Source organism: Thermoanaerobaculia bacterium (assembly GCA_035717485.1).
In the GTDB taxonomy this organism is placed as follows: Bacteria; Acidobacteriota; Thermoanaerobaculia; order UBA5066; family DATFVB01; genus DATFVB01.
Genome location: DASTIQ010000094.1, coordinates 1 through 23,510, shown reverse-complemented (window position 1 = coordinate 23,510; position 23,510 = coordinate 1). Strand labels below are relative to the sequence as shown.

Annotated in this window: 22 protein-coding genes; 5 read left to right on the top strand and 17 right to left on the bottom strand. The window is 69.2% G+C overall.

All coding sequences use genetic code 11. The features are described from left to right. Positions 1 to 143 precede the first annotated feature (143 nt). From VFS34_05105 to VFS34_05070, 8 genes are all read right to left on the bottom strand, one after another. Positions 144 to 587, bottom strand: coding sequence for an LEA type 2 family protein (locus VFS34_05105; GenBank protein HET9793821.1), 444 nt, complete (start codon positions 585 to 587; stop codon positions 144 to 146). Further along, positions 584 to 2,857, bottom strand: a complete 2,274-nt coding sequence (locus VFS34_05100) for an NADP-dependent malic enzyme (protein ID HET9793820.1) — start codon at positions 2,855 to 2,857, stop codon at positions 584 to 586. Before VFS34_05100 ends, VFS34_05105 begins: the two co-directional genes overlap by 4 nt. Further along, complete coding sequence (locus tag VFS34_05095; GenBank protein HET9793819.1) at positions 2,854 to 4,569, bottom strand: proline--tRNA ligase; 1,716 nt, start codon at positions 4,567 to 4,569, stop codon at positions 2,854 to 2,856. Before VFS34_05095 ends, VFS34_05100 begins: the two co-directional genes overlap by 4 nt. Before the next feature lie 202 nt (positions 4,570 to 4,771). Further along, entirely contained in the window at positions 4,772 to 6,610 is a 1,839-nt protein-coding gene (locus tag VFS34_05090) for a tetratricopeptide repeat protein (GenBank protein ID HET9793818.1), read from the bottom strand. 37 nt (positions 6,611 to 6,647) lie between these two features. Beyond that, positions 6,648 to 7,502, bottom strand: coding sequence for a 3-hydroxybutyryl-CoA dehydrogenase (locus VFS34_05085; GenBank protein HET9793817.1), 855 nt, complete (start codon positions 7,500 to 7,502; stop codon positions 6,648 to 6,650). A gap of 100 nt (positions 7,503 to 7,602) precedes the next feature. After that, positions 7,603 to 8,511: a hypothetical protein gene (locus tag VFS34_05080; GenBank protein ID HET9793816.1), complete on the bottom strand. Its 909-nt coding sequence runs from the start codon at positions 8,509 to 8,511 to the stop codon at positions 7,603 to 7,605. Then, entirely contained in the window at positions 8,508 to 9,050 is a 543-nt protein-coding gene (locus VFS34_05075) for a hypothetical protein (protein ID HET9793815.1), read from the bottom strand. The genes VFS34_05080 and VFS34_05075 overlap by 4 nt, the downstream gene beginning before the upstream one ends. Next, positions 9,047 to 9,628: a sigma-70 family RNA polymerase sigma factor gene (locus VFS34_05070; protein HET9793814.1), complete on the bottom strand. Its 582-nt coding sequence runs from the start codon at positions 9,626 to 9,628 to the stop codon at positions 9,047 to 9,049. The genes VFS34_05075 and VFS34_05070 overlap by 4 nt, the downstream gene beginning before the upstream one ends. Before the next feature lie 172 nt (positions 9,629 to 9,800). Between VFS34_05070 and VFS34_05065 the strand changes: the two genes are divergently transcribed. Continuing rightward, positions 9,801 to 11,084, top strand: a complete 1,284-nt coding sequence (locus VFS34_05065) for a Glu/Leu/Phe/Val dehydrogenase (protein ID HET9793813.1) — start codon at positions 9,801 to 9,803, stop codon at positions 11,082 to 11,084. A 208-nt stretch (positions 11,085 to 11,292) separates the two neighbouring features. Here VFS34_05065 and VFS34_05060 read toward each other — a convergent pair whose 3' ends face one another. From VFS34_05060 to VFS34_05050, 3 genes are all read right to left on the bottom strand, one after another. Continuing rightward, entirely contained in the window at positions 11,293 to 12,423 is a 1,131-nt protein-coding gene (locus VFS34_05060; protein HET9793812.1) for a DGQHR domain-containing protein, read from the bottom strand. A gap of 163 nt (positions 12,424 to 12,586) precedes the next feature. Next, a complete protein-coding gene (locus tag VFS34_05055; GenBank protein ID HET9793811.1) occupies positions 12,587 to 13,372 on the bottom strand; it encodes a purine-nucleoside phosphorylase in 786 nt (261 codons plus the stop codon). Between the two features lie 7 nt (positions 13,373 to 13,379). Continuing rightward, complete coding sequence (locus VFS34_05050; protein HET9793810.1) at positions 13,380 to 14,981, bottom strand: hypothetical protein; 1,602 nt, start codon at positions 14,979 to 14,981, stop codon at positions 13,380 to 13,382. A gap of 45 nt (positions 14,982 to 15,026) precedes the next feature. Between VFS34_05050 and VFS34_05045 the strand changes: the two genes are divergently transcribed. From VFS34_05045 to VFS34_05035, 3 genes are read left to right on the top strand one after another with little or no spacing between them, the layout of a single operon-like run. After that, positions 15,027 to 15,881, top strand: a complete 855-nt coding sequence (locus VFS34_05045) for an Ig-like domain-containing protein (GenBank protein HET9793809.1) — start codon at positions 15,027 to 15,029, stop codon at positions 15,879 to 15,881. A gap of 59 nt (positions 15,882 to 15,940) precedes the next feature. Next, positions 15,941 to 16,750, top strand: a complete 810-nt coding sequence (amrB, locus tag VFS34_05040; GenBank protein ID HET9793808.1) for an AmmeMemoRadiSam system protein B — start codon at positions 15,941 to 15,943, stop codon at positions 16,748 to 16,750. Positions 16,751 to 16,767: 17 nt separating this feature from the next. Further along, positions 16,768 to 17,592: a universal stress protein gene (locus tag VFS34_05035; GenBank protein ID HET9793807.1), complete on the top strand. Its 825-nt coding sequence runs from the start codon at positions 16,768 to 16,770 to the stop codon at positions 17,590 to 17,592. Positions 17,593 to 17,611: 19 nt separating this feature from the next. Here VFS34_05035 and VFS34_05030 read toward each other — a convergent pair whose 3' ends face one another. Continuing rightward, complete coding sequence (locus VFS34_05030; GenBank protein ID HET9793806.1) at positions 17,612 to 18,391, bottom strand: inositol monophosphatase family protein; 780 nt, start codon at positions 18,389 to 18,391, stop codon at positions 17,612 to 17,614. Between the two features lie 62 nt (positions 18,392 to 18,453). On the opposite strand from VFS34_05030, the gene VFS34_05025 reads away from it, so the two are divergent. Continuing rightward, positions 18,454 to 18,732 (top strand): hypothetical protein, encoded by a 279-nt coding sequence (locus VFS34_05025; protein HET9793805.1) that lies wholly within the window; start codon positions 18,454 to 18,456, stop codon positions 18,730 to 18,732. A 46-nt stretch (positions 18,733 to 18,778) separates the two neighbouring features. On the opposite strand, the gene VFS34_05020 is transcribed toward VFS34_05025, so the two are convergent. The 5 genes from VFS34_05020 to pyrR all read right to left on the bottom strand — a co-directional run. Further along, positions 18,779 to 20,461, bottom strand: coding sequence for a hypothetical protein (locus VFS34_05020; protein HET9793804.1), 1,683 nt, complete (start codon positions 20,459 to 20,461; stop codon positions 18,779 to 18,781). After that, on the bottom strand, positions 20,458 to 20,844 hold the full coding sequence (locus tag VFS34_05015; GenBank protein ID HET9793803.1) for a response regulator: 387 nt from the start codon (positions 20,842 to 20,844) through the stop codon (positions 20,458 to 20,460). Before VFS34_05015 ends, VFS34_05020 begins: the two co-directional genes overlap by 4 nt. Continuing rightward, entirely contained in the window at positions 20,841 to 22,127 is a 1,287-nt protein-coding gene (locus VFS34_05010; GenBank protein HET9793802.1) for a dihydroorotase, read from the bottom strand. Before VFS34_05010 ends, VFS34_05015 begins: the two co-directional genes overlap by 4 nt. After that, positions 22,124 to 23,080 (bottom strand): aspartate carbamoyltransferase catalytic subunit, encoded by a 957-nt coding sequence (locus VFS34_05005; GenBank protein ID HET9793801.1) that lies wholly within the window; start codon positions 23,078 to 23,080, stop codon positions 22,124 to 22,126. Before VFS34_05005 ends, VFS34_05010 begins: the two co-directional genes overlap by 4 nt. Beyond that, positions 23,077 to 23,510, bottom strand: a 434-nt coding sequence (gene pyrR, locus VFS34_05000; GenBank protein HET9793800.1) for a bifunctional pyr operon transcriptional regulator/uracil phosphoribosyltransferase PyrR, incomplete at its 5' end; no start/stop codon positions are given. The genes pyrR and VFS34_05005, both read right to left, overlap by 4 nt.

The following is a 23,510-nucleotide window of genomic DNA, read 5'->3' as shown; positions in this document are numbered from 1 at the left end:
CGATCCCGACAACGGCTGGCGTGCGATCGCCGGGGTGAGCCTCCGCACCCACGTCGTGCCGGGCACGCACGACACGCTGATCGAAGGGGACGGCGCCGCCGAGATCGCGCGGATTCTTTCGCCGATCCTCGCGGAGAGGGGCGTCAGCGGAACAGATTCACCCGGTCCGCGTGACGGAACGGCCGGGTCCGCGATCCGAGCGGCGTCGTGAACTCGACTTCCCCTTCCACGGCGTAGTCGATCCCTCCGGAGAGCGCGAGATCGAGCGCCCGCGACCGGAGGGGCGCCCACGCGAGGGTGAGCGGAAGCCGGACGGTCGCGGACCCGTGGGCCGGAACCGAGACGGCGGAGTCGAGGGATCCTTCGCCCGCCGGCTCCCCGCCGATCGAGAGCCGGTACGTCAGCCGGCGGACGCCGAGGCGGTAGCCGTTCGGGTTCTCGACCGCGAGGTCCACGTCGAGGGTCGCCTTCTCCCGGGTCACGTCGGACACCGCGACGCCGGCGAACGCGACCGTCGGCGGACGGAACGAGAGGCAGGCGGCCGCGGCCAGCGCCGTCGCGAACGGGGCGGCGCTCCTCGCTCTCACAACAGGCGGCCCTGCCGCTCCTCGTGCCGCTGCGCGTCGACGACGGCGATCGCGGCCATGTTGACGATGTCGGTGACCTCCACGCCCCGCTGCAGGACGTGGACCGGCTTGTTCATCCCCATCAGCACGGGGCCGATCGCCTCGGCGTTGGCGAGCCGCCAGACGAGCTTGTACGCGGCGTTGGCCGACTCGAGATCCGGAAAGATCAGGACGTTGGGCCTGCGCACGGTCGCGAAGGGATATTCGTTCTCGATCAGGTCCGGAAGGACCGCGGTGTCCGCCTGCATCTCGCCGTCGATCGGGAGGTCCGGGCGCCGCTGCCGGACGAGGGCGACCGCGTCCCGGACGCGGTCGGCTTTCGGGTGCCGGTTGGAGCCGAAGTTCGAGAAAGAGATCATCGCGACCCTCGGCTCGAAGCCGAAGCGCTCGGCCGTCGCGGCGGAGAGGAGCGCGATCTCGGCCAGATCCTCGGACGACGGGTCGATGTTGACCGTCGTGTCCGCGAACAGGAAGATGCGATCCTTCAGGATCAGGATGTAGAGGCCGGACACCTTCCGGACGCCCGGCTCGATGCCGACGATCTGGAGGGCCGGACGGATCGTCTCCGAATAGGTCATCGTGAGCCCCGAGATCAGGCCGTCCGCCTCTCCCATCTCGACCATCAGCGCGCCGAACACGTTCCGATGGAGCACCTTCTGCCGGGCGTCCTCCCGCGTGACGCCGCGTCGCTGGCGGATCGCCGCGAGGCGGTCCGCGTATTCCTCGAGGCGAGGAAACCGGGGGATGTCGACGAACTCGATCTTGCCGGCGGGAATCGAGAATTCCTTCATCCGGCCGGCGACCTGCTCGGGACGGGCGATCAGCACCGGCCGGCAGATGCCGCTCTCGGCGAGGATCTTCGCCGCGCGAAGGATCTTCGGATGCTCCCCTTCCGGAAAGACGATCCTCTTCGGGTTCGCGCGCGCCTTGTCGCGGACGGTTCGCATCACCTCGCGTGTCCGCGAGAGGAGCACCTCGAGGCGCCGGCGATAGGCCTCCAGATCGATCTGGACGCGGGCGACGCCCGATTCCATGGCCGCTCTCGCGACCGCGGGAGCGACCCAGTAGAGCACGCGGTAGTCGAACGGCTTGGGGATCAGGTAATCGCGGCCGAACCGCATCGCCGGGAGGTTGTACGCTTTCAGCACCGAGTCGGGGACGTCCTCCTTCGCGAGCGCCGCGAGCGCTTCCGACGCGGCCCGCTTCATCGGCTCGTTGATCTCCCGGGCGCGGACGTCGAGCGCGCCGCGGAAGATGTAGGGGAAGCCGAGGACGTTGTTGACCTGGTTCGGGTAGTCGCTCCGTCCCGTCGCCATGATGACGTCGGGCCGCGCGATCATCGCCTCCTCCGGCGTGATCTCCGGGTCGGGGTTCGCCATCGCGAAGACGATCGGGCTCTCCCGCATCTCGCGCAGCATGTCGCCGGTGACGATGTTCTTCGAGGAGACGCCGATGAACGCGTCGGCGCCGCGAAGCGCCTGGGCGAGCGTCCGCTCCGGAGTCTCGACCGCGAATTTCTCCTTGTAGGGGTTCATCCCCTCCTTGCGCCCCTTGTAGATGACCCCGTTCCGGTCGCACAGGCGCAGGTTCTCCCGGCGCACGCCGTAGGACACGTAGAGGTTCGCGCAGGCGATCGCGGCGGCGCCCGCTCCCGCGAAGACGACCTTCACTTCCGAGATCTTCTTCCCGGCGATCTCGAGGGCGTTCAGGAAGGCGGCCGCGGAGATGATCGCGGTCCCGTGCTGGTCGTCGTGGAAGACGGGAATGTCGAGCACGGCCTTCAGCCGCTCCTCGATCTCGAAACATTCCGGCGACTTGATGTCCTCGAGGTTGATCCCGCCGAACGTCGGCGAGAGGCGCCGCACGGTGTCGACGACGTCGTCGACGCCCGGCGCGTCGAGCTCGATGTCGAAGACGTCGATGTCGGCGAACCGCTTGAAGAGGATTCCCTTCCCCTCCATCACGGGCTTGCCGGCGAGGGGTCCGATGTTGCCGAGGCCGAGGACCGCCGTGCCGTTCGAGACGACGGCGACCAGGTTCCCCTTCGCCGTGTACTCGTACGCCTTGAGCGGGTCCTTCTCGATCTCGAGGCAGGGCTCCGCGACCCCGGGCGTGTGCGCGACGGAGAGGTCCTCCTGCGTGCGGCAGGGCTTCGTCGCGACGACCTCGATCTTCCCCTTCCGCCCCCGGGAGTGGTAGTCGAGCGCTTCCTGTCTGCTGATTTTTCTCATGCCTTCTGCGCCTGTCGGACGGCCCCGACGGCCGCCTCGACGATCTGTTCCTTCGCGACCGGCTCCGCCGCCCGATCCTTGCGACGCGAGAGCTCGATCTTCCCCTCCTTGAGCGAGCGCCCGCCGACGGTCACCCGGAGCGGGAAGCCGAGGAGGTCCGCGTCCTTGAACTTCACTCCCGGCCGTTCGTCCCGGTCGTCGTAGAGCACGTCGATCCCCTTCTCCCGAAGGGCGGAGTAGACGCGCTCCGCCTCGGCGCGGTTCTCCTCGTCCCCGACGTTCATCGCGATGAGGTGCAGGTCGAACGGCGCGAGGGGCGCGGGCCAGACGATCCCCGCGTCGTCGTGGTTCTGCTCGACGACGGCCGCGACCGTGCGCCCGATCCCGAGGCCGTAGCACCCCATCACCATCGGCTTCTTCTCGCCGTTCTCGTCCAGGAACGAACAGTCCATCGGAATCGAGTATTTCGTCCCGAGCTTGAAGATGTTCCCGACCTCGATCCCGCGCGCGACCTCGAGCGGAGATCCGCATCGCGGGCACGGGTCGCCGGCGCGCGCCGAGGCGATGTCGGCGAGTTCGTTGACGTCGAAGTCGCGGCCGGGGTTGACGTTCACGAGGTGACGGTCGGCCTGGTTCGCGCCCGCCACGACGTTGACGAGCCGCGCCACGGAGCGGTCGACGACGACCCGGGCGCCCGTGAGGCCGACGGGCCCGGAAAATCCCGACGGCCCCCCCGTGACCTGCTCGATCTTTCCCTCGCTCGCGAGCTGCAGGTGCTCGGCGCCGAGGTGGTTCTTCAGCTTCACCTCGTGGACGTCGAGATCGCCGCGCACGACGGCGGCCACGAACTCCCGGTCGGTCTCGAAGATCAGGGTCTTGATCGTCCGGGACGCGGGACGGTTCAGGAACGCGGCGATCTGCTCGATCGTCTTCGCCCCCGGCGTGTCGACGGCGCGCATCGGCTCGAGCGGCCCCGCCTCCGGCGCCTCGAGCTCGGCGGTCGAGGCCTTCTCGAGGTTCGCCCCGTAGTCTCCCGTCGGGCACTTCACGACCGCGTCCTCGCCCGTTTCGGCGAGAACCATGAACTCGTGGGCGGAGGACCCTCCGATCGCCCCGACGTCCGACTCGACCATCGTGAAGTCGAGCTTGCAGCGGGTGAAGACGGCGGAGTAGGCACGGATCATTCTCGTGTATTGTTCCGCGAGGCCCGCGTCGTCGACGTCGAAGGAATAGGCGTCCTTCATCAGGAACTCGCGGCCGCGCATCAGGCCGAACCGCGGGCGGATCTCGTCCCGGAATTTCGTCTGGATCTGGTAGAGGTTGAGCGGCAGCTGGCGGTACGAGACGACGGATTTCCGCACCGTGTCCGTCACGACCTCCTCGTGCGTCGGCCCGAAGCAGAAGTCGCGGTCGTGGCGGTCCTTGAGGCGAAGCAGCTCCTTGCCGTACTTCTGCCATCGACCCGACTCCTGCCAGAGTTCGGCCGGCGAGATCGCGGGCATGAGGAGCTCGATCGCCCCCTCGCGGTTCATCTCCTCGCGGACGATCGTCTCGAGCTTCTGGACCGCGCGGAGACCGAGCGGGAGATAGGTGTAGATCCCCGCCGCGACCTTCTGGATCATCCCCGCCCGCATCATGAGGCGGTGCGAGACGGCGTCCGCGTCCGCGGGCGTCTCCCGCAAGGTGTTCAAAAAATAGTGCGTCCAGCGCATTTTCGGAGCTTACCAGATGAGTCGAGACGTCCCTGATGCGAATGGCCCGGCCGGGTCGCGGTGGCCGTAAGACATCGAGACGTGGCGAGACGCGAGCCCGGCGGGATGCGGGCATCCCGGCCCGCGGCCAAGGCGTACCGGGGCGTACGTCGCGGCCGCGGGCGGGTTGCACGCGCCCGCCCGGCTCGATGTATCGCCGCGTCTATTTGCGGCGCGGAGAGGCCATTTCGATGAGCCGCCGGTTCATCCGCACCTGCTCCAGGATCTTCTCTTCGAGCCGGGCCCCGCGCGAGGCGACCGTTTTCGCTCTCCGGAAGGCGGCCTTCGCCTCCTCCGCCTGGCCCGAGGCGAGCAGCGCGAGGCCGAGCCGGTGGAGCGTCGAGGGCGTGGGCGAGCTCTCCGACGAGCGCTTGAGGAACTTGATCGCGCTGTCGTAGTCCTTCTTCTTGTAATAGACCCATCCCATCGCCGCGAGGGAGAAGGGCTTGAGCTCGTCGGGCGCCGCTTCGAGCGAGCGCGACGCGAGGTCGAGCGCCTCGTTCAGGTTCTCCTCCGAGTCGGCGAGGCTCGACGCGAGCTCGTAGAACCCGATCGTGCGGGCGGCCGGCGAGTCGTATTTCGCGAGGAACTCCTCGACGACGCGGGCCGCTTCCCTCCCCTGCCCTTCGGCGCGGAGCACCTCCGCGAGAGTCGAGCAGGCGGCCGTCGCGACCATCTCCTCCGATTTCCCGGAAAGGATCTTCCGGCACGCGGCGATCGCTTCCGCCGAGAGGCCGAGCGAGGCGCAGAGGAGAGCGAACGAGATCCGGACCGTCCCGTTCTCCGGCTCCTTCTCGAGCGCGTGGCGATACAGGTCGAGGGCCTGGCGCAGGCGTCCGTCGGCGACGTATTCCTCCGCGCGGCGGAAGTCCTCCGCGGCCGGCCCTTCGACGCCGGGGAGTCCCGTCCAGCGCTCCTTCTCGAGGAGACGAACGGCTTCCTGCACCTCGAGCCGGCGGGGGTTGATCTCGAGACTGCTCTGGAACTCCTTGAGCGCCCGCCCGGGACGGTTCTTCTCGAGGTAGGCGAGCCCGAGCTGGAAGTGGCCCTCCTCGGATCGCGGGTCCTCCTTGACGGCCGCCTCGAACTCCTCGATCGCCCGGCCGGTCTCGCCGAGCTCGCGCTGCACCTGACCCAGGAGGATCCGGGTCGCCGTGAGCGGAGCGATGTCGCGGGCCGTGAGGAGCTCGCGCTGCGCCTCCTCGAATCGCGCCTGGCGGGCGAGCAGCCCGCCGAGCGCGAAATGCGAGAGGAAGCCCTCCGGTTTCATCTCGATCGCCCGCCGGAGGTACGTCTCCGCGGACTTCGCGTCTCCCGATTCCGACGCGACGATGCCCGAGTAGAGGAGCGAATCGTGGTGGTTGGGATTGGCGGCGAGGATCTTTTTCAGGAACTGCGAGGCCCGGTCGAGATCTCCGGCCGCGAAATACGTTTCCGCGAGGAAGAAGCCGAGATCGGCGTTGCCGCGGTCGAGGCGAAAAGCCTCCTCGAGCTGCCGCAGCCCGCGGTCGGCGTCGAGCGAGACGATGGCGATCTCGGCCTCGCGCAGCTTCTGGAAGAAGGCCTCGTGGTCGGCGCCGGCGAACCCGGCGAGGATCCGGTCGCGGCGGTCGAGCAGGCGGTCCTTCGTTTCGACGGCGTGCAGCCTCTTCTCGGAGCGCGCCTGCCAGCGGTCGGTCGTTTCGCCGGGAGAGAGCACGCCGCGCTGCTCGAGCGTCTCCTGCAGCGCGAGGATCCCGCTCTGCGCGAGGGAGACGCTCTTCTCGAGCCGCTGGAGCGACTCGAACAGGGTCCGGAGCATCTCCCCTTCGCGCCGGACGACCTCCTCGAGAGCCGAAATCCGCTCGAGGAGGTGCTCGTCGAGGCCGACGTCCTCCGGTCCCCCGGGCTCGTCTTCCTCCGCCGGGCGCGGCCCGGAGACGACGAGGAGCTTCCCCTTGCAGCGCGCGCAGTATTCCGCGGCGGCGTCGGCGTTGAAGGTGCCGCAGGTCTGGCAGAGCATGCTCAGCCGCGCTCCGCGCGGAGGTCGATCCCCCGCGTCATTTCCCGTATTCGTAGAAGCCGCGCCCGGACTTCCGTCCCAGCCACCCCGCGTCGACCATCTTCACCAGCAGCGGGCAGGGGCGGTACTTCGGATCGCCGAGGCCATCGTGCAGGACGCGCAGGATCGCGAGGCAGGTGTCGAGGCCGATGAAGTCGGCGAGCGTCAGCGGTCCCATCGGGTGGTTCATGCCGAGCTTCATGATCCCGTCGACCGCGTCCCGGTCCGCCACTCCCTCGTAGACGGCGTAGATCGCCTCGTTGATCATCGGCATCAGCACGCGGTTCGACACGAATCCCGGATAGTCGTTGCAGAAGATCGGCGTCTTCCCCATGCGCTCGGCGAGCGCCCGGACGGTGTGCGCGGTGTCGTCGGAGGTCGCGATGCCCCGGATCACCTCGACGAGAGCCATCAACGGCACGGGGTTCATGAAGTGCATGCCGATGAAGCGGTCCGGCCGCGACGTCGCCGCGGCGAGCTTCGTGATCGAGATCGAGGAGGTGTTGGTCGCGAGGATCGATTCCCCGGGGAGGATCTCGTCGACCCGGCGGAGAACGTCCCGCTTGACCGCTTCGTTCTCGGTGACCGCCTCGATGACGAGGTCCGCCGCGCCGAACGCGGAGAAGTCCGTCGTTTCGACGATCCGGGAGAGCGCGGCGTCCCGCTCCTCGGCCGTCCGCTTCCCCTTCGCGACCTCGCGATCGAGATTCTTCGCGATCGCTCCGCGAGCGCGCGCGACGATCTCGGGCGCGGCGTCGGCGAGGACGACCGAAGCCCCGGAGGCCGCCGCCACGTGCGCGATGCCGCTCCCCATCTGGCCCGATCCGACCACCCCGATCGTGCGAATTTCCATGCCGCGGACTCTATCAGTACGCCGCTTTTGCGAGAGTCGCGAGCCCCGAGTCGCGAGCCCCGACTTTCGACTCGTGACTTTCGACGCGCGACGCGATTGTCTAGGCGGCCGAGACGCGGAAGCGGGGAGATCCCAGGCGCGTGAAGATCGCCGCGCCCACCGCGAGAATGGAGGCGGCGCTCCAGAGGATCGGCCCCGCGATCGGCACGAGCGAGACCGCTCCGCAGATCGCGAGCCCGAGCGCCAGCGCGCCCGGACGCGCGGCCGGCGCGATCTTCCCGCCGAGCTTCTGTCCGATGAAGAGAAAGAGGGCGGTCATCCCGAAGAGCTTCGACCCGAACGCGGCCGCCAGGATCGCCGCGGCCGCGGGAACGCGGATCGCCGAGGGAAATGCCGTGAACGCGGCCACGCCGGCGAGGAACAGAAAGACGATCCCGATGACGCCCGAGGCGGCGGCGAGAGCGGGATTCTCCTCGAGGGCCACCGACGCCCGCGCGACGCCCGATCCCCGGAAGCGAAGGACGAGCGAAGAGGCGACCATCCAGACCGCGAGGAGGAAAAGCCGCAGCCCCGCGAACGTGCGCCACGAGACGTCTCCGCGTCCCGAAGCGGGGTTCTCGGGGGACCAGGGCGCGCTGCGGGCTTCGGCGAGGTAGAGGGCGGCGAGCGATCCCGGGGTCAGCACGCGCCCGCCGATCGCCCCGGTCGGGGCGACGACGCGTCCTCCGAAGTCGACGACGTCGCCCTCGACGCTTCCACCCCGCTCGATGCGGACGTCGGCTCCCCACACGACCACGTCCCCCGACACGCGGGCACGGATCGTGACGTCCCCGCCGATCGACGACACGCGCCCCGCGACGGGCGAGGAAAGGACGAGGGGGGTTCGAACGGAGGTCACGGACTCGCCGCGCACCGACGCGGCCGCGACGAAGAGACCCGCGAGCGCCGCTCCCGCCGCCCGGCGCCGGCGTCGCCCCGCGGAGCTTCCGCGCGTGGCGGGCGGGATCACTTTCGGATCGCGTGCCGCGCCCAGAGGCGGGTCACCCCGAAGCCGGCGGGAAGCATCAACAGGATCGAGAGCGCCGCGAATCCGCGATCGCGCAGGAGCACGTCCGAGAATGCCGCCACCGCCGCCGGAAGGGAACGGAGGAGCGACACGGGCCAGAGGAGCAGGGACTTCCATTCGAGCGCGAGCGTTCCGAGGAAGCCCGCCTGCTCGCCGGCGGAAAAGGCCGGGAGGGAGAGGAGCACGGCCGACCCGGCGAGGAGGCCGGCCGAAGCGAGCGCGGGAACGCGCCAGACCCGCCAGGACCGCGCCTCGGCCGCGGAGAAGCCCCGCAGGCGGTCGATCCGCTCGACGAAGCCTTCCGGAACCGGCGGAATCGAGACGTCCGAGAGCCATTCTCCGAGAGCCCGGAACGCGTCGAGCCGCCGTCCGCAGTCGGGACACGACTGGACGTGCTCCCTCGCATCCGGGACGAGAATCGGCGCCTCCCCCGAAGCCAGCGCTTCGAGGTCGAGGGCGTCGAGCGGCCGCGTGCAGTTCAAATCAGCTCTCCTGCCAACCTGGTCTTTAAAACGGCCCGGGCGCGAAAAAGTTTATTTTTCACGGTCCCGAGCGGCATTTTCTTGGCGTCGGCGATCTCTTCGTAGGAAAGGCCCGCGAAATGGCGCAAAGCGATCAATTCGCGGAATTCGGGGGGGAGAGCCGCGATCTCGCGCCCGATTTTCGCCCTCCGCTCCTCGTTCCGGAGCTCCCCGTACGGGTCGAGGCCGGCGGAGGGGAATTCCCGCGGAGCGGCGTTTTCCTCCCCGTCGCCGGGCGGGGGCGCGTCCATCGAGACCGTGCGGATCCGCCGTTTCCGGAGGAAATCGATTCCGGCGTTCGACGCGATCCGGAAGATCCACGTGGAAAACTTGTATTCCGCGTTGTACCGCGGGAGGGCCTGGAAAACCTTCAAGAAGATCTCCTGGGACAGGTCGAGCGCTTCCTCGCGGCTGCCGACCACCCGCGCCAGATGGGCGACGAGCCGGGACTGGTAGCGGCGGACGAGCAAGGGAAAGAGGTCTCCCTCGCCGCGGACGACCCGCGCGACGATCTCTTCATCCGAGAGCGCGTCGTCCACTCCCCACCCTCTCCTATTACGAAGGAAAGCCTCCGGGGTTTTCCTTGCCGCCCCGGTCGATTTCGATAGAATTCGAGCCTACCAAGAAGGAGATTCCGTGACAAAAATGGAAAGCAGCGGCAACATGCCGATGATCGACGGAGATGCCGCGCGGGCGGATGTCTCCGACCTGATGAACAAGACGACGATCATCACCCGCCCCCAGGGCGTCGATTCCGACAACCCGTTCGAAGAGATGATGTCGCGGTTCGACGTCGCGGCCCAGAAGCTCTCCCTCGATCCCGGCCTCTACAAGGTCCTCCGGGAACCGGTCCGCGAGACGAAGGTCTCGATTCCGGTCTCGATGGACGACGGACGCATCGAGGTCTTCGTCGGCTATCGGGTGCTCCACAACATCGCCCGCGGCCCCGGCAAGGGGGGGATCCGGTTCGACAAGAACGTGACGCTCGACGAAGTCCGGGCCCTCGCGGCGTGGATGACCTGGAAGTGCGCCGTCGTCAACATCCCGTTCGGGGGCGCCAAGGGCGGCGTGATCTGTGACCCGCCTTCGCTCTCGACGTCGGAGCTCGAGCGAATCACCCGCCGGTATACGGCCGAGATCCTCGACCTGATCGGCCCGGAGCGCGACGTCCCCGCCCCCGACATGGGGACGACGCCGCAGACGATGGCGTGGATCATGGACACCTACTCGATGCACATGCGGCACACGGTCACGTCCGTCGTGACCGGAAAGCCGCTGACGATCGGCGGGTCTCGCGGACGCGTCGAGGCGACCGGGCGCGGTCTCATGATCATCGCGCGCGAGGCGGCGCGCGCCAACGGGTTCGAGCTCGCCGGATCGCGGGTCGCCGTCCAGGGATTCGGAAACGTCGGCTCGATCACCGCCAAGATGTGCCATGCGGCGGGAGCGAAGGTCGTCGCCGTCTCGGACATCCGCGGCGGAATCGTCAACGACGGCGGGCTCGACATCCCGGCCGTTCTCGAGCACTACGGCAAGAAGCGCTCGTTCGAAGGATTCGCGGGCGCGGACACGATCACCAACGAGCAGCTCCTCGAGCACCCGTGCGACATCCTCGTGCCGGCGGCCAACGAGAACCAGCTCCGCGGCCACAACGCCGGAAAGGTGCATGCGCGCATCATCGTCGAAGGAGCCAACGGTCCGACGACGCAGAAGGCCGACCACGTCTTCCGGGACCGCGGGATCGTCGTCGTTCCCGACATCCTCGCCAACGCCGGGGGCGTGACGGTCTCCTATTTCGAATGGGTGCAGGACCGCGCCGGTTTCTTCTGGCGCGAGGCGGAGGTCAACGAACGGCTGGAGGACATCATGGTCCAGTCGTTCAACGACGTCGTCGAGATGGCGAAGAAGTACGAGGTCAGCTACCGGATCGCCGCGTACATGCTCGGCATCTCACGCGTCGCGCACGACACGATGGTGCGCGGCCTCTACGCCTGACCGTCGCGGGAGCTTGCTCGGGGAACGGTAGCGCGTGGCGGCCGGGCGGCTCGTCGAACGAGCGACTCGACCGTGGCGGCACGACCCGCTCGCGGGTGACTCCGCTCCCCCGGGGACACCGGACGATTCACGACTGCGGAGGGCGACCGGGCGGAGGCGCGAGCCCGGCGGGACGCGAGCCGCCCGGCTCGATGCATCGCCGCGCCGGCTACACGAGAAGGCCCTGCTTGAGCTCCTTGACCAGCACTTCCACCGTCGACCGCGTCCCGCCCGTCGAACGCTGTTTCCACATCGCCTCGGTCTCGAAGCGTGCGTCTCCGATCGACTCCGCCCACGGGAGGAGCGCGGCGTGCAGCTCGCCCGCGGACCAGAGATCGCCGCCGCGGTGCCGGATCATCGCGATCACGTGCGGCGACACGCGGAGGAACGCGCGCAGCGCGATGCCGGTCTTGATCGAATACTTCCGCGACGCGAATGCTTTCGGGAAGACTTTCTCGATCGCCTTGAAGTAGTTGAGGAAGAACCGCTTCGCGTTCTCGCGGAACTCCTTCGACGTCCGCGGTCCCGCCGCCGCCATCGCCGAAAACACGTCGCGAAGCTCGTCGGCGAGGGACGCCTGGGTCACCGTCCCCTTCCCCACGCCGAGGACCTTGATCTGCCCGTGCAGCGGCGAGTGCTCGTCCTCGTTGAGTCCCCGGATCACGTCGTGCGCCGAGGCGAGGTTTTCGTCGCGATACAGGCGTCGCCCGGCGAGAGAGATCAGGTGCGAGGGGTTCAATTTCGTATGTTTGCTGTTGATCGTCACGAAGAGCTCGACGACCTGGTCCGCCGTCAACGAATCGAAGACGACCGCGGGAACCTGGAAGTCCGTCAGGTTGTGCTTTTCGGCGAGCTGGTGGAGGGCGAGCAGCCGGTGCTGCCCGTCGAGCGCCCGCATGGTTCCGGGCTGCTCGGGGAGCTTCACCGTGCCCAAGTCGGCGTTGTCGCGGGTCGGCGTGAAATCCAGGCGACGGTCCGAGACGAGCAGCACGCTCCCCGGGATCGCGGGGAGCGTTCCCGATTCGGCGCACTGCAGGTAGTAGTTGACGAGCTCGTTGATCTTTCGCTCGATGATCGGCCGCTGGAACGCTTCGCCCGACGCGGAGATCTTCTTTTCGAGGAATTCCCAGTTGACGAGACCTTTCGCCTTTCGGCGCGCGCCCCCGAGCGTCGGACGATCGTTGGCGCTGTAGTTCAGCACCTCGAAATGGACGATTTTCTGGACGTCGACACCGGAAAGGAGAACTTCGTAGAAACGAACTCCGAATTGATTCAGCCGGAGCGCGGCCAGAGAGCTCATTCCACCTCCATTTTCGACTGCCGGAATTATATCGGCCGGAACCGCCGAAAGAAATGAAAAACAAGAGTTTAGGTGTGAAAAACGGCAATCCGAGGGACTCCCCGCGGGGGACCACCCCGCCGGAAAGCTCGAGTCCGATGCGAAATGCCAATTTGGCGGGGTGTTACCCTCGGACGAGCCGGTCCACGCGAGGAAGGAGGTCCTCCAGAAGGTCGCCGAATCGGGCGGCGGCCTTCGCCCCTTCGGCGAGCACGGCGGTGTGGTCCGGCGAATTCGCTCCGAGGCCGGACGCCATGTTCGAGATCAGGGAGATCGCGAGCACGCGAACCCCCGCCTGCCTCAGCGCGATCACCTCGGGCACGGTGGACATCCCGATCGCGTCGGCGCCGAGGACTCGCCACATCCGGATCTCCGCCGGCGTTTCGTAGGAAGGCCCCGTCACGGCCGCGTAGACGCCTTCCCGGACCGGCATTCCCAGACGCCGGGCCGACGCCCGGGCCGCCCGGCGGAACGCCGGATCATATGCCCCGGTCATGTCGAGGAACCGGCCGCGCGGCTTCCGTCCCGCGAGCGGATCTCCGATCGCGTTGAGATGATCGGCGACGATCATGAGGTCTCCGGGCTTCCACGATCGCCGGATCGCGCCGGCGGCGTTGGTCAGGATGACGGCCCGGATTCCCGCGCGCGCGAGCGCCCGCACCGGATAGACGACGCGCTCCAGCGGGTGACCCTCGTAGGCGTGGACGCGGCCCGAAAGGACGGCCAACGCCGCTCCTCCGAGCCGCCCCACGAGGAGCTCCCCCGCATGCCCGGGAACCGACGGAACCGCGAAACCGCGCAGGGCCGCGAACGGCGTCCGCCGCGCGCTCTCGAGGCGCTCGGCGAAGGCGCCCCCGCCGGACCCGAGGACGACGGCGACCCGCGCGCCGCCGAGCGAGCCACGGTTCATGCCGGTCTCATTCCCCGCTCGCGCTCGTGCGGTGAAACGTGAAGGCTTGGGAGGAGGAGAAGGACACGAGGAGGCCCTTCCGACCCTGCGCGTCCCTCTGAAAGGGATACGCGACGTCGATCCGGAGGATGTTGTTTCCTCCGGCGCGCGCGATCGCGATCCGGAGGCCGATCCCGGCGTCGGCCTTGATCTGGGAGAACGTCAGAGACGTCTGGCGCGGAACCGCCGTCCCCGCGTCGACGAAGACCACCGCGCCGGGAGAAAAGAGCTGCAGGTACTCGCGCTCCGAGAAGAACCGCTGCTCCACGTTGACGAGCAGTCGCTTGTCGCCCGTCATCGCGTGCAGGCGGTAGCCGCGGAGTCCGGTCGCGCCGGACGCCTCGAACTGGATCTCCGGGTCGAGCCGCCATCCGCGGTCGAACTGCACGCGCGCGACGAAAGTCTGGGGGATCCGCGTCAGCCGGAATCGGCGGACGTACCCCGCGAACGTGGAGAGGATCGTGTCCTGGGGGCCGCCGTCGAACCGGCTCTCCACGAAGACGTCGGCCTGCGCGAACGCGTCGTCGCTGAACAGGACCCCTCCGGACCATTCCAGCGCGCCCGCCGCGCTGTTGGCGGGCGCGCCGAACGCGGCGGGGGAAAAGGCGGCGCGCGCGAAGATGCGCGACCCGAGATTGAAGTCTTCGTAGCGCGAGTCCCGGTTCACGTAGTTCAGCGTCTCGAAGGCGTTCTCCACGTGCTCGAAGGTCGCGAACAGGTACCGGAACTTCCGGGGAGCCGGAACGGCCTGGGGCTGCTCGGGAATCGGGGAAAACGAGTCCTCGAGGAAATCGATCCCCCCGGTCAGGCGGTTGGCCTCGAGCTCGCTCGACTGCAGGGCCCGGCCGTACGAGGCGAGGAGCTCCTGGTGGGTCTGGCGAAACACGGTCGCGGTCTCGCCGTTGGCGTAGAGCTTGTCCTCCTGTTCGAGCCGGGACACCAGCGCATCCGCGCTCCAGGGGGCGGAGAACGAGTAGAACGGCCGCGCGAGCTCGAACTCCCGCTGCCTCCCGTCCGAATTGTCGGCCAGGAAGATCCGCCCTTTCCAGAACGGCCGGAACAGATACGGATCCTGGAAGAGGATCGACCGGGTCGTGCGCTCGGTCTCCTTCGCGTAGGCGAGCGACAGCAGCTGGCCGCGTCCGAGGAGATCCGTCTCGGTGAGCTCGAAGCTGTACGTCGTGCGGCCTCCCTTGGAGCCGAACGAACCCCCCGGCTCGGTCGTCCAGGCGTCCTGCGTCACGACGAGCACGTCGCTCACCCCGTCGTGCGGAGCGGAAGCCGTGACCGAGGCGGTCTTGATGAACGGAAGAGCGCGGAGGTTGCGCTCCGTCTCCGCGAGGAGAGCGATGTCGAGGGGATCGCCTTCCCGGAACAGGAGCTGCTCGCGGAGGAAGCTCTGGCGGGTTTCGATGTGGATCGCGTTGGCGGCGCGATACACCCAGCCTTTCGACGCCTCGTCGGCCGAGAAGACGTCGTTGCTCTCGATCCGGATGGTGCCCACGCGCACGACGGACGCGTCGGGGGCCGCGATCCGCAGCACGGCGGCCCAGAGGATCGCGTTCCACACACGGTCATTCTAATCGTGCAGGCGTCGTGTTATCGTCCGCCGCGCATGACTCGCAAGGCGCCCTCCCCGTCGGGACGTTTTCGGCTCGCGGCCGCCGTCCTCGCCGTTCTCCTGCTCGCCGCCTGCCGGCCGAAGGCCGTTTCGCTCGAGGCCAATCCGCGGCGGCTCACGATCTACGGCACCGAGCAGTCGAAGGAGATCGCGGTCCGCGCCGTCGATTCGAAGGGGACGTCGGTCTCCGAAATGCCGCCGCTCAAATGGACGAGTTCCGATACCACGATCGTCCAGGTTTCCGGCTCGGGACACGTGGAGCCGAAGCGCCCGGGGAAGGCGACCGTCACGGTTTCCGCGGGAAACCTCTCCGCGTCGGTCGCCGTCGAGGTCGTCGACCTGTCGAAGATCGAGCTCGCCCCGGCGCTCCTGAGGCTGGTCGGGCCGGCGGGAACCGTCTCGAAGCTCGAGGTGACCGGAAAGAACTCGGCGAACAAGCCCGCCACGATCCCGGCCGTCGCCTGGATCGTCACCGACCCGAAGGTCGCTTCCGTCCGGCGCGACGGCACCGTCGAATCGCGGGCCACCGGCAAGACGATCGTCACGGCGCGCGTCGGGGATCTCGTCGCCGAATCGGAGATCCAGATCGACGTGCGGAACGTGTCCCGGATCGAATTGCGCCCGGAGACGGCGATTCTCCGCGTCGGCGAAAGCCAGAAGCTCTCCGTGACGGCGTACGACGAGAACGGCCTTCCGATCGCCGACGCGGGCGCCCAGCTCGCGGCGAGCGCCCCCGAGATCGTTCGGGTGCTCGGCGACGGCACGATCACGGGCCTCAAGCCGGGGACGGCCGTGGTGACCGCCGCGGTCGGAGATCGAAGGGCCCAGGCCACCGTTCTCGTCGACTGACCCGCCGATCCGCCGATCGCATCGAACATCCTCCCGAATCCGGATGCTAAGCTCCCGTCATGCGGAGCCCGCGCCCGCCCGCCGTCGCCGGAGCGTTCTACCCCCGGGACCCCGGGGCCCTCTCCGCCGACGTGCGGGAATGTCTCGGGAAGCCGACGGCGCCGCGTCCGGCGTTCGGCGCCGTCGTCCCGCACGCCGGCTACATCTACTCCGGCGCGGTCGCCGGCGCCGTGTACGCGCGGCTCCAGCCGGCCCGCCGGATCGTCCTCCTCGGGCCCAATCACACCGGACTCGGTCCCCCGGCTTCGATCGACGACCACGACCGCTGGACGACTCCTCTCGGCGACGTGGAGATCGACGAGCCGCTCGCGGCGCGGCTCCTCGACGCGTGCCCGCACCTGGAGCGCGAGAGCATGGCCCACCGGCGCGAGCACTCTCTCGAGGTCCAGCTGCCGTTCCTCCAGGTCTGGTCGCCGGGCGCGACGATCGTCCCGATCTGCATCGGGGCGCCCTCCCTCGCGCTCTGCCACGAAATCGGAGAGGCCTGCGCCGATGCCGCCGCGGAAGCCGCGGAACCGATCCTCCTTCTCGCTTCGTCGGACATGAACCACTACGAGTCGCGGAAGACGGGCGACGCGAAGAACGCGTTCGCCTTCGCGGCGATCGAGCGGATCGATCCGGATGGACTCTTCGCCGCGGTCGTCGAGCACGAAATCTCGATGTGCGGATTCCTGCCCGCGACCGCGCTCCTCGTCGCCGCGCGGCGCCGGGGCGTCTCCCGGGCCGAGATCGTGGCGCGCGCCGACAGCGGCGACCGGACCGGCGACACGGACTCCGTCGTCGGCTACGCCGGGATCATCGTCGGTTGACGCGGTAACATGAGCCGATGACGCGCCGTTTCCTGATCGCCCTGGACGGCTCCCCCGGATCCGATGCCGCGCTCCGGCGGGCTTTCCAGCTCGCGCCCCCGCTCGGAGCGTCGCTCGCCGGCATCCACGTGCTCGACACCGCCCAGCTCGAGGCGAGCTTCATCGCCGATCTCTCCGGCTCCGTCGGTTTCCAGCCGTTCCTCAATCTCTCCGGCGAGCTTCGGACGGCGCTCCGCGCGGTCGGCCAGGCGATCGTTTCGGATTTCGAGGCCAAGTGCGACGCTGCGGGCGTCCGGGGGTCGGGAACGATGGTCGAGGGACTCGTGGTCTCCGAGCTCGCCCGCGCCGCCGCCCAGGCGGACCTGGTCTTCCTCGGCCTCCACGGCACCGGCGCCGGCCGGGGAAAGGGTCTCGGGAGCCATGCCGACGCCCTGCTGCGCCGTCTCGCGGCGCCGGCGCTCCTCTCCCCCTCGGACGCGGCCCCGCTGCGCCGGCCCGTCGCGGGGTTCGACGGGTCCGAGCGCGCCACGCGCGCTCTCCGCGCGGCCGGCGAGATCTGCGCCGCGCTGAACCTTCCTCTCGACGTCGTCAGCGCCGGGTCGGCGGAAGATTCCGAGGCCCGGCGGACCGCCGCGGCGCGGGCGCTCGAGGCCTTCGCCATCCGCTTCGAATTCATCGCCGCCGAGGGCCACCCGGAGGATGTTCTCCTCTCGCGCATACCCGGAAACGACCTGATCGCCATCGGATCGCACGGCCACGGGCGGATCGTCGAGATGGTGCTCGGATCGACGACCGAGAGGGTCCTGCGGCGGACGACCGCTTCCGTCCTCTGCGTCCCCTGAACGGCGGGCTTTCCCGGGATCAGGAACCGGTCTCGACGCGCACGATCTCCAGGATGCGGTCCACGACCCCCGCCGAGCCGGCGATCACGTCGCCGGTCTCCAGGTAGCGGGCGCCTCCCTCGAAATCGCGGAGCGCGCCTCCCGCCTCCTCGATCAGCACCGCGCCCGCCGCGATGTCCCAGGGCGACAGCCGGAATTCGAAGAAGCCGTCGAAGACTCCGGCCGCGACCTGGGCGAGGTCGAGCGCCGCGCTCCCCGCGCGTCGAATCGCCCGGGCCTCGAGGAACAGCGCGCGAAAGATCGCGAGGTACCGGTCGATCTTCTCGTGGGCGCGGAACGGAAATCCGGTCGCGAGAAACGCGCCCCGCGCGGACGGCCGCGCCGACACCCGCATGCGTTCTCCGTTCCGGAAGGCGCCGGCACCGCGCTGGGCGGCGTACATTTCCTGCCGGAGAGGATCCCAGACGACCCCCGCGACGACGCTCCCGTTCTCCCGCGCCGCGATCGACACGCACCAGAAAGGAAACCCCGCGATGAAGTTCGACGTCCCGTCGAGCGGATCGATGATCCATTCCCGCCCGCTCGTCCCGGTCCGGCTCGCGCCTTCCTCGCCGAGGATCCCGTCGGAGGGATGGCGGGAGAGCAGCGTCTCGACGATCGCCGCCTCGCTCTCGCGATCCGCCCTCGACACGAAGTCGTTCTGCGCCTTCTCTTCGACGGATCCCGCCGGAAGCTTGCGCCACCAGGAGAGGAGGATCTCTCCGCCCCGCCGGGCCGCCTCGACCGCCGCATCGATCACCGGATCCGAATATACGCGAACCCCGGCTTCAAAAATCGCGCCCGACGTGCGATCATTCTCCCGTGGCGAGCGAACCCACTCCCGTCCACGACGCCGCCGCCCTCCTCGACGAGCAGAAACGGCTCCGACGCCTGCGGCTGATCGTCGACCTCACCGCGAGCGTCCTCTCGCAGGAGCCGTCGTTGACGCTCGAGAAGGGTCTCGAGCTGATCGCCCGCGCCGAGAGCGCCGTCGAGGGGCTCTTTCCGGGAAGCCACGACCAGTTCGAGCTGCTCGTCCGCCCGAAGCTCGTGCGGGTCCTCGAAGAGCGGTTTCCGCCCGACCCGAAAACCATCAACTAGAGCCCGGGCGTATCGACGCCGTCCGTCGATCGTCCGCCGGCGCCGATCAGTCCGGACGCGTCGATCCGTCCGGAATCCGCGTCTGCCCCATCTTTCGAAATCCCTCTCGGATCGCCGCCTCGATCGGGCGGCCGAGGACGTTGAAGCTCTTGCGCCCCGTTTCGGCCTCGTGGCCGTCGGAGAACGCCTTCCACCAGAACATCCCCCGACACCAGCTCTCGCCGGCGAGCGCCGCGAACACCGCCCGCGCGCAGCGGGCCGGATCCTTCGCCGAGAAGGGACGCGGAGACTCCTCGTCGTTCGGCGCGAGCCATGCCCCCGCGACCGACGGGAATCCGACTTCCGTCAGGTACACCGGCTTTCCGAACCGCGCGGACGCGGCGGCGAGCGGCCGCGCCGCCCCCCGCGCGCCCGCCGCGAGCTCGGCGTCGGTCGGGTTGCCGGCCGCGGAGAGCGGATCGTAGAAATCCACGCCGATCGCGTCGAGCGCGTCCCAGAACGGGACGGCGTCCACGCCTTTCCCCCAGTTGCAGGAATAGACGAGCGGAGCCCCCGTCGCGGCGCGGACGGCCCGGATCGTCTCGCGCCATTCGCGCTCCCGGCGCTCGGTCGCGCAGAGCTCGACGCCGACGTCGAACATCTCCGCGCCCGCGGCTTCCGCGACGACGGCATAGCGGACCAGGTAGGCCCGGTACTGCCGGAACCACTCCTTCCAGTCCGCGTCGGACCGCATCGCGATGTCGCCGGTGAAGCCCCGCCAGAGCCAGATCTGCGGCTTCACGAGCGACGCCATCCCGCGGGCGCGGGCGTTCTCGATCGCGCGAAGGACGCCCTCGTCCGTCTCGCCGCGGGGATTCCGGCCGGGGAAACGCAGCTCGGGCGCGTCGGCGCCGCGCTGGAAGGCGTACGGGATCACCGCGACCGCGTTCGCGCCGTCGCTCCGCAGCCGTCCGAGCGTCGCCGACGAGCGCCGCGAGAGATAGGAGCCCGCAACGGAGTTCTCCATCGCGAAGGTGACGCCGCGAAGCGGATCCCGCGGAAGCGGGCGCGGACGAGGGGCGGAAAACGGCCGCGCCGCCGCGTCGGCGAGCGCCGCCCGGATCCGCGCGACCGGAGCGTCGCCGGCCGCGAGCGCATCCTCGACCGCGTCCTCTCCGTCGGCGCGCGCCCAGGCGTCGACGGCGGCGGCCGCGGCGCCGACCGCGAGCATCGAAGGCGTCGCCGCGATTCCCCCTTCCCGGCACAGGTCGGTGGCGTCCGGGAGCGCCCCGGCCGCGCGGAGCATCGCCGCCCAGCCGGCCGCCGGGCGACCCCACCAGGTCCCGGCGCGGAACGCGCCGTATCCCGCCAGGAGAACCGGCCGACGCGCGGCCTCCGGGTGAGCGGCGAGGAAGCGCGCGGAGGCGAGCGCGGGAGAGACGAGATCGACGCGCTCGGGGGCGTCGGCGGCGACGTGCACCTCGACGCGGTGATGGCGGATCGCATAGGTCGCGAACGCGGTGTCGCCGTCGTCCGCCGCCTGCGCTTCGGCCGACGGAGCGACGCGGATCTCGACGGGAAGAGCGGCGGCTCCCGAAGCGGGAGACAGGTCCTCCATCCGGCGCGCCCATTCGGCGCGGCGGACTTCCGCCCGCCGGGGGGCCGCGCCGGTCGAAGGATCTCCGCCGGCGACCGGGAACGACGCCGCGGCCGCCGCGAGGAAGACGACAAACGGCCGGCTCCGGCTCATCGTTTCACGATCGAGTCGAGGATCATCGTGAACGCCTCGCGCTGCTTCGGCTCCGTCTTGTTCATCACCGCGAGGCATGCGCCGGCCGGAAAGATCGTGTGCAGCTCGTCCGCGTCGCGTCCCGACGTGACGATCACCCTCGACCGCGCGACGCCGCGCTCGATCGCGTACTCGAGGAATTTCTTCCCGTCGACGTGCGGCATCTCGAGATCGACCACGAGCAGATCGATCGTGCCGTCCACCTTCGCGAGGGCGTTCAACGGAGTGACGTACGTCTCGACGGAGACCCCCGTGCCGTAGCGTTCCGTCAGGATGTCCCGGAACATGGCGCAGGCCGCGTCGGAATCGTCGACGATCACGATTCGTTTCGGCCGTGGTTTCACGGTCTCCGGTAGACCTCTCTTCCGGCGACGTAGGTCGCCGCGACGGCGCCGGTGAGCCGCGCTCCGGCGAACGGCGTGTTCCGCGCGCGGGAGCGGAACGCCCGCGGATCGACCTCGACTTCGGCGGCCGGATCGAACACGGTGAAATCGGCGTCCTTCCCCTCGACGAGACCGCCGCCGGGAAGCGAGAACGCCCGCGCCGGGCCGCCGGAGAAGAGCTCGACCATCCGGGCGACGGGAACGCGTCCCGTGCGCACCAGGCGGTCGTGGAAGAGCGACGCCGCCGTCTCGAGTCCGACCAGCCCGAACGGCGCGGACTCGTAGTCGACGGCTTTCTCGTCGGCATGGTGCGGCGCGTGGTCGGTCGCGAGCGCGTCGATCGTCCCGTCGAGGAGCGCTTCGTGGAGGGCCGCCACGTCCCGCTCTCCGCGGAGAGGCGGGTTCACCTTGGTCGCGGTCGAGAATCCCGAGCGCGCGACCTCCTCGTCCGTCAGAAAGAGGTGGTGGGGCGTGACCTCGCACGTGACCCGGACGCCCCGCGCCTTCGCCTCCCGGATCAGCGCGACCGACCGCGCGGTCGAGACGTGGCAGACGTGGAGGCGCCCCCCGGCGAGCTCGCAGAGCGTGAGGTCGCGCGCGACGGCGATCGATTCGGCCTCCGCCGGCTGCGCCGAGAGGCCGAGCCGGGTCGAGACCCGTCCTTCGTTCATCGCCCCGCGCCCCGAAAGGGACTCGTCTTCGGCGTGGGTCGCGACGGGGAGATCGAAGAGCGTCGCGTACTCGAGCGCGCGCCGCATGACGGAGCCGTTCGCGACCCAGCGGCCGTCGTCGGAGACGGCGACCGCTCCCGCCTCCTTCATTTCGCCGAATTCCGAGAGTTCCTCGCCGCGCATTCCTTTCGTGATCGCCCCGATCGGGTAGACGCGCGAGAAGCCGGCCTCCCGCGCCCGGTCGGCGATCCAGCGCGTCACCGTGCGATGGTCGTTCACCGGGTCGGTGTTCGCCATCGCGCACACCGCGGAAAACCCGCCGGCGGCGGCGGCCTGCGCGCCCGAGAGGATCGATTCCTTGTACTCGAAGCCGGGTTCCCTGAGGTGGACGTGGAGATCGATGAAACCCGGGAACACGAGTTTCCCGGAGGCGTCCACGACGTCCGCGCTCGCGGCGTCGAGTCTCTCCCCGATCCGCGACAACCGGCCGTTCTCGACGAGGAGATCGGCGATGCCGTCGCGCCGCGCGGCCGGATCCACCACGCGGCCGCCGCGCAGCAGGAGGCGGGTCACGCGCCCTCCTGCCAGGCCCGCGGCGTCCCGCCGGCGAGGAGGTAGAGGACCGCCATCCGCACCGCGACGCCGTTGGCGACCTGCGACAGGATCACCGAGCGGTCGGCGTCGTCGGCGATCTCGGAGGAGATCTCGACGCCCCGGTTCATCGGTCCGGGATGCATCACGATCGCGTCGGGGCGGGCGAGCGCGAGGCGCTCGCGCGTGAGGCCGTATCTCGCGAAGTACTCGCGGGAGGAGGGAAACGCCATCTTTCCGCCGCGCTCGATCTGGACGCGGAGCATCATCACGACGTCGGCCCCGGAGAGCGCCTCCTCGAAATCGGACGTCGCCGAGACCCCCATCGATTCGATGTCGACCGGCATCAGCGTCGGCGGGGCGCAGAGGGTGACCTTCGCCTTGAGCTTCGTGAGGCACCAGACGTTGGACCGCACGACGCGCGAGTGCGCGATGTCTCCGACGATCGCCACCTTGAGGTTCTCGAAGCTCTTCTTCCGCTGGCGGATCGTCAGGGCGTCGAGGAGCGCCTGCGTGGGATGCTCGTGCGCGCCGTCTCCGGCGTTGATCACCCGCGTCTTCAGCTGGCTCGCGAGGAAATGCGGGACTCCCGGGGAGGAATGCCGGATGACGAGGAAGTCGGGGGACATCGCCTCGAGGTTCTTCGCGGTGTCGAGGAGCGTCTCCCCCTTCTCGACGGACGTTCCCTTCGCGGCGAAGTTCAGGGTGTCGGCCGACAGCCACTTCTCCGCCGTTTCGAACGAGAAGCGGGTGCGGGTCGAGGCCTCGAAGAACAGGTTCACGACCATCCGCCCGCGGAGAGCCGGAACCTTCTTGATCTCGCGCCGGCCGATCTCCGCCATCGACTCGGCGGTGTCGAGGATCAACCCGATCTCCTCGGGATCGAGCGGCTCGATCCCGAGCAGGTCCTTCGACCGGAGGCCCGCTTTCGTCACCCGCGCTCCATGATCCAGGTTTCGTCGATGCCGTCGGTCTCCTGGAAGTGGACCTGGATGTGTTCCCGCGACGAGGTGGGAACCCGTTTTCCGACGTAGTTCGCCTCGATCGGCAGCTCGCGGTGGCCGCGGTCGATCAGCACGGCCAGGCGGATCGCCTTCGCGCGGCCGTAGTCGCTCAGGCCGTCGAGCGCCGCGCGGATCGTGCGTCCGGTGTAGAGCACGTCGTCGCAGAGGATGACGACGCGAGGCTTGATGTCGAAGGTGAGCTCCGTCTTCCGGAGGAGGGGCTGGGCGCCGACCGTCGAGAGGTCGTCGCGATACAGCGTGATGTCGAGCGATCCCGTCGCGGGCCGGATCCCCTCGTTCTTCTCGAGCGTGCGCGCGAGGCGCTCGGCGAGCGGGACGCCGCGCGTCCGGATCCCGATCA